Origin of the sequence: Micromonospora qiuiae (genome assembly GCF_016863555.1) — a bacterium.
Taxonomy (GTDB): Bacteria; Actinomycetota; Actinomycetes; order Mycobacteriales; family Micromonosporaceae; genus Micromonospora; species Micromonospora qiuiae.
This window is the reverse complement of the sequence record NZ_BOPC01000042.1, coordinates 1-4,885: the sequence shown is the minus strand read 5'-3', so window position 1 is coordinate 4,885 and position 4,885 is coordinate 1. Positions and strand designations below refer to the sequence as shown.

5 protein-coding genes are annotated in these 4,885 nt (G+C 69.2%); 3 read left to right on the top strand and 2 right to left on the bottom strand.

Annotation, left to right across the window (positions count from 1 at the left end):
• Nucleotides 1-167 precede the first annotated feature (167 nt).
• Both Vqi01_RS16205 and Vqi01_RS16200 read right to left on the bottom strand, forming a co-directional pair.
• Nucleotides 168-728 (bottom strand): ABC transporter permease, encoded by a 561-nt coding sequence (locus Vqi01_RS16205; RefSeq protein ID WP_239098434.1) that lies wholly within the window; start codon nucleotides 726-728, stop codon nucleotides 168-170.
• 74 nt (nucleotides 729-802) lie between these two features.
• Nucleotides 803-1,879 carry a medium chain dehydrogenase/reductase family protein gene (locus Vqi01_RS16200; protein ID WP_239098433.1) on the bottom strand — a complete coding sequence of 359 codons (1,077 nt, stop codon included), beginning with the start codon at nucleotides 1,877-1,879 and terminating at the stop codon, nucleotides 803-805.
• 74 nt (nucleotides 1,880-1,953) lie between these two features.
• Between Vqi01_RS16200 and Vqi01_RS16195 the strand changes: the two genes are divergently transcribed.
• From Vqi01_RS16195 to Vqi01_RS16185, 3 genes are all read left to right on the top strand, one after another.
• Entirely contained in the window at nucleotides 1,954-2,607 is a 654-nt protein-coding gene (locus Vqi01_RS16195) for a TetR/AcrR family transcriptional regulator (protein WP_204035634.1), read from the top strand.
• A gap of 410 nt (nucleotides 2,608-3,017) precedes the next feature.
• Nucleotides 3,018-3,620 (top strand): helix-turn-helix domain-containing protein, encoded by a 603-nt coding sequence (locus tag Vqi01_RS16190; protein WP_204035633.1) that lies wholly within the window; start codon nucleotides 3,018-3,020, stop codon nucleotides 3,618-3,620.
• Between the two features lie 66 nt (nucleotides 3,621-3,686).
• Nucleotides 3,687-4,652 (top strand): TIGR03885 family FMN-dependent LLM class oxidoreductase, encoded by a 966-nt coding sequence (locus tag Vqi01_RS16185; RefSeq protein WP_204035632.1) that lies wholly within the window; start codon nucleotides 3,687-3,689, stop codon nucleotides 4,650-4,652.
• Nucleotides 4,653-4,885 lie beyond the last annotated feature (233 nt).

Genomic DNA, 4,885 nt, shown 5'->3' with positions numbered 1-4,885 from the left:
CCATGCCGTAACCCGCGCCGCCCCTCACCCCAGGGACAGCATCACCAGACCACCTCGTCTGGCGGTCGCTCTAAGCAGCCTGCCAACAATTCTGCTCGGTGACGCTGTGGTCAGCGGCAGCGTCACCGGAGCGAGAGGGGCGCGGGATCGCGCCTGACGGGGCTGGATCAGGTGGGCAGGTTGGCGAGGCGGCGGCGTTCCAGGAGGCTGGCTACCAGGTAGCCGCTTCCGCCGGCGACAGCGAGGGTTGCGTAGATTCCGGTGGGGGTGAGGAAGAGGGTGGCGGCGGCGAGCAGGGTGAGCCAGGTGCCGAGGCCGTAGTGCAGCGTGTTGCGGCGTACCGCGCCCTCGGCGAGGTTGATCATGCCGACGATGAGGACGGAGCCTGCGGGCCACAGGGCGTCCTGCAGTGTGGGGTCGTCGATGTTGGTGGCCAGGCCGCTGATGGCGATGGACAGAGCGACGAAGCCGGTTACCCACGTGGTGCCGACCAGTTTCTCGGAACGTCGGCTGGATTCGTTCGCGCCGCGTTGGGCGCGACTGCCGGCGATCATGTTCAAGGTCACGCCGGACACGATTCCGATGGCGAGCAGGGTGTAAGGCAGCCAGGTGGGCAGGTCGAGTACGGGGTCGTCGCCCCTGGACAGGGCGATCGAGCCGTGTCCGAGGAAGAAGGCCAGAGCGAAGGCGAGGTAGCCGAGTCGGCTGTCCACCTCGGGCGGTGCCACAGGTCGCACCGGTGCGGCAATGGTGTGCATGCGGGTTCTCTCCAGGAGTGGTTGATGTCGGTGACGTGCTCTGGTCAGGCGTCGGCGACGATGACGACCTTGCCCATGACGGTCCGCGACTCCGCAAGCGACAGGGCCGCTGCGGTCTGGGAGAGCGGGATCTGTGCGGCGATCTGCGGGGCCAGCGTGCCGTCGGCGACCATGCGCAGCACCTGGGTGAGGTCTTCGGCCAGCCGGGCCTGGAACGCGGTGCGGCGGCGCCTACCGGCCCAGAAGTTGTAGAAGTACGCGCTCTTGCCGTTGGGTAGGTGGTGCCACGCGAAGATTCGGGTGAACAGCTTCAGCACTCCCAGCAGGGCGTTGCCCGGCTCACCCTTCGCCGCCGCGGCGCCGTAGCTGACCAGCGTGCCGCCGCGCCGCAACAACCGCCACGACTGTGGAAGTCCCGCGCCGCCGACGTGGTCGAACACCGCGTCCACGCCCTTCGGGGCGAGTGCGCGGATCCGCTGGTACATGTCGGGCTCGCGGTAATCGACCGGGATGGCGCCCAGCTTGCGCACCGCGTCGTGGTGCATGGCCGACGCTGTGCCGATGACCGTCATCCCAGCGGCTCGGGCGAGTTGCACGAGTGTGGAGCCGACCCCGCCGTTGGCCCCGAGCACCACGACGGTCCCGCCGGCGTCGACCGTCGCCTTGCGGTGCAGCATCTGCCAGGCCGTGACTCCGTTCACGAGCACCGTTTCCGCGGCGGCGGCAGACACCCCGTCTGGCACCGGCACCAGGTCCCCGGCGTCGAGGAGCAGGTGGCTGGCCCACCCGCCGATCTTGGTGACGGCGGCGACGAGACGGCCCTGCAGCGCGCGGTCCACGCCGGGGCCAGTGGCGACCACTGTTCCGACGACGTCATAGCCCGGCACGAACGGGTACGGCGGCTGGTCGTAGTAGGTGCCCAGGCGCATCTGCTGCTCGGCGAAGGACACACCGGTGGCCTCCATGCGTAGTACGACCTGTCCCTGCCCGGGAGCCGGCAGGTCACGGACCCGGACCTGCAACCCGTCCGGCTCCACCTCGCCGGGCAGCACGATCTCGGTGGCCTTGATGGCAACGGCGTTGCCGATAACGCCCTCATAAGCTTCGGACTGTTTGCTCACGGGGTTAAGCTAACGCATGTGAGTCTTGATGGGCAAGGGCGACGGCCGTAAGTTTTCTGGCGTATGGTTACGGCATGAAGGCAAACGAGTCGGAGGACGCAGCGACACCGGGCCGCAGGCGTAACCGTCGCGGCGAAGGCGGCAAGCTCCGCGACGAGATCGTCAACGCTGCGGCGGCTCTGCTCGACGAAAGCGGCGACGAGCACGCTGTCACGCTGCGGTCGATCGCTCGCCGGATCGGCATCGCCGCGCCGTCGATCTACGCGCACTTTCCCGACCAGCCGGCCATCATGCTGGCCGTGGTGAACCAGGAGTTCGACCTGCTCGCCGTGCGGCTGCGCACGGCCGCCGACTCGGCAGGCCACAACGCCCGGCAGCGGCTACTCGCCGTTGGCCACGCCTACCTGGATGTGGCCCGGACCCACCCCGGGCGCTACCGCATCATGTTTGGCGGCCTGTGGGCCGCCCCCGCCATAGGTGAAAGCTCGATCACCCAGGAGGAGATGGACTCCCTGGGCGTCGAGGCCCTGGCTGTCCTCACCGAGGTCCTCGGTGAGTGCGTCGCAGCGGGCGAATCCACCAGCGACGACGTGGAAAGCGACGCGATCGCACTGTGGCTCGGCCTGCACGGCCTGGCCCACCAACGCGCCGTCATACGCAAATTCCCCTGGCCCCCGGACATCGCCGAGCGCATCATCACCGCCCTGGCCCACCTCAGGCAAACCTGACCAGCAAGCCTGCCGGTGCGGCAAGGCCCTCAACTGCCTGGGCAGCGGCCGGATCAACGCGGCGAGGAGGGCACGATCAGGCCAGGAAAAGAGGGGTGTGAGCCGTTCGTGGTGAGGGCGGTGAGCAGTGCATGGTGCTCACCGCCCTTGCCGCGAGCTGGTGTCCTCGTGCCAGGGTGCTGTTATGCGGTCAGCGGCGGGAGCGGGCCAGCATCAGGGCACCGTTCAACTATGCGGCACCGCCTCCGACCACCACGACGTCGACTGTCTCGCCCGGCAGGGTGTCGGTCGCGTGTGCGGTGGTCTCCGGCATGTCCGCGTACCCATTTCATCTGTGAGGCCCTGCTTGATCCGGGCCTGGTACGCATGACGTTAACCGCGCGCTGCGCCGAGGGCATACAATCTTGCTTATGACGCAAGAAGGTGGTGACCTGGACAGCCTCGTACGCAAACGGATCCGTGCTCTGCGAGTCGCACAGGGCTGGTCCCTGGAAGAACTTGCCACCCGTGCCCGGCTCAGCCAGTCCTCGCTCAGCCGAATCGAGAACGGCCAGCGCCGCCTCGCCCTGGACCAGCTTGTCACCCTCGCCCGGGCCCTGGACACCACCCTGGACCAGCTCGTGGAGACCGCCTCCGACGACATCGTCACCAGCCCGATGATCGATGGCGCTCACGGGCTGATGCGCTGGCCCATAAAGGCCGACCCGGGCATGTCCGTCGTGCGTCAGCGCATGACCGAGCCACCGCCGGACAATCCCGCGCGCATGCGCGCCCACCCCGGGCGTGAATGGCTCGTGGTCCTGTCCGGCACCGCGGTTTTGATGCTGGGCCACCGCCGCTTCCGCCTCGAGACCAACCAGGCCGCCGAGTTCCCCACCATGTTGCCCCACGCCATCGGCGCTGAAAGCGGCCCTTGCGAGATCCTGGGCATCTTCGACCGCGACGCCCGCCGCGGACACCAGCAGCGCGAGAGCAAGAACTGCGAGGGCGAAGGCGACGGCCGATGCCCGTAGCGCCGCGCCGTGGGAGCGGCGCGGCCCCTGCTTACGTCGATGCCGGGGTGGGTAGACATCGGCGGTATGACGGCGATCGGTTTCCACGCCTCCCACGAGCAGATCCATCCACGCGCCCTGCTGGAGGCGGTCATCCACGCGGAGCGCGTCGGCTTCGACACGGCCATGTGCTCCGACCACTTCGCACCGTGGAGCGAACGGCAGGGCCACTCCGGTTTCGCCTGGTCCTGGCTCGGTTCGGCGCTACAGGCCACCGGGCTGTCGTTCGGCGTGGTCAACGCGCCCGGACAGCGGTACCACCCGGCCGTCATCGCCCAGGCGATCGGCACCCTCGGCGCGATGTACCCGGGCCGGTTCTGGGCCGCGCTGGGCTCCGGCGAGGCGGCCAACGAGCACATCACCGGCGACGTCTGGCCCCGCAAGGAGGTACGCAACGCGCGGCTGCGCGAGTGCGTCGAGATCATCCGCGCCCTGCTGCACGGGGAGGAGATCAGCCACGACGGCCTGGTCCGGGTCGACCGGGCCCGGTTGTGGAGCCGACCCGAGCAGCCGCCGGCCCTGGTGGGTGCCGCCGTCAGCGTCGAGACCGCCCGCTGGTGCGCCGAATGGGCGGACGGGCTGATCACCGTCAACGCCCCCACCGAGCACCTGCGTCGAATGATCGACGCCTACCGCAGCGCCGGCGGTCGCGGGCCGCTGCACCTTCAGGTGCACCTGAGCTGGGCGCCCGCGCAGGCCGAGGCCGAGGCGATCGCGTACGACCAGTGGCGCAGCAACGTCTTCGCCCCGCCGGTCTGCTGGGACCTGACCACTCCCGAGCACTTCGACGTGGTCTCCGCCGAGGTGCCGATGGCCCGCCTCGCCGAGGTGGTCAACATCTCCGCCGACCTGGGCCGGCACGTGGGCTGGCTGGAGGAGTACGTCGAGCTCGGCTTCGACCAGATTGCGCTGCACCACGTCGGGCAGGACCAGCGTCCCTTCCTCGACGCCTTCGGCGACCGGGTGCTGCCGAAGCTGCGCCGCGCCAACTGACCCGGCTGATTGCCCGACCTCGCGCCGGTGAGATTTCCGGGGCGACTGTCTGTCGCGCCACTTCGTCTGCGCCACGGCTCCCTGTCGAGCTGAATCGTTTGTGCCATCACCGGCCGGGGCGAGCGACGTTGTGCCTACATTGCCCGTTGCCCGTTGCCCGTTGCCCGTTGCCCGTTGCCCGTTGCCCGTTGCCCGTTGCCCGTTGCCCGTTGCCCGTTGCCCGTTGCCCGTTG

Coding starts and splice junctions, on each gene's coding strand:
- Vqi01_RS16195 (WP_204035634.1), top strand. CDS start 1,954: ATGAAGGCAAACGAGTCGGAGGACGCAGCGACACCGGGCCGCAGGCGT.
- Vqi01_RS16190 (WP_204035633.1), top strand. CDS start 3,018: ATGACGCAAGAAGGTGGTGACCTGGACAGCCTCGTACGCAAACGGATC.
- Vqi01_RS16185 (WP_204035632.1), top strand. CDS start 3,687: ATGACGGCGATCGGTTTCCACGCCTCCCACGAGCAGATCCATCCACGC.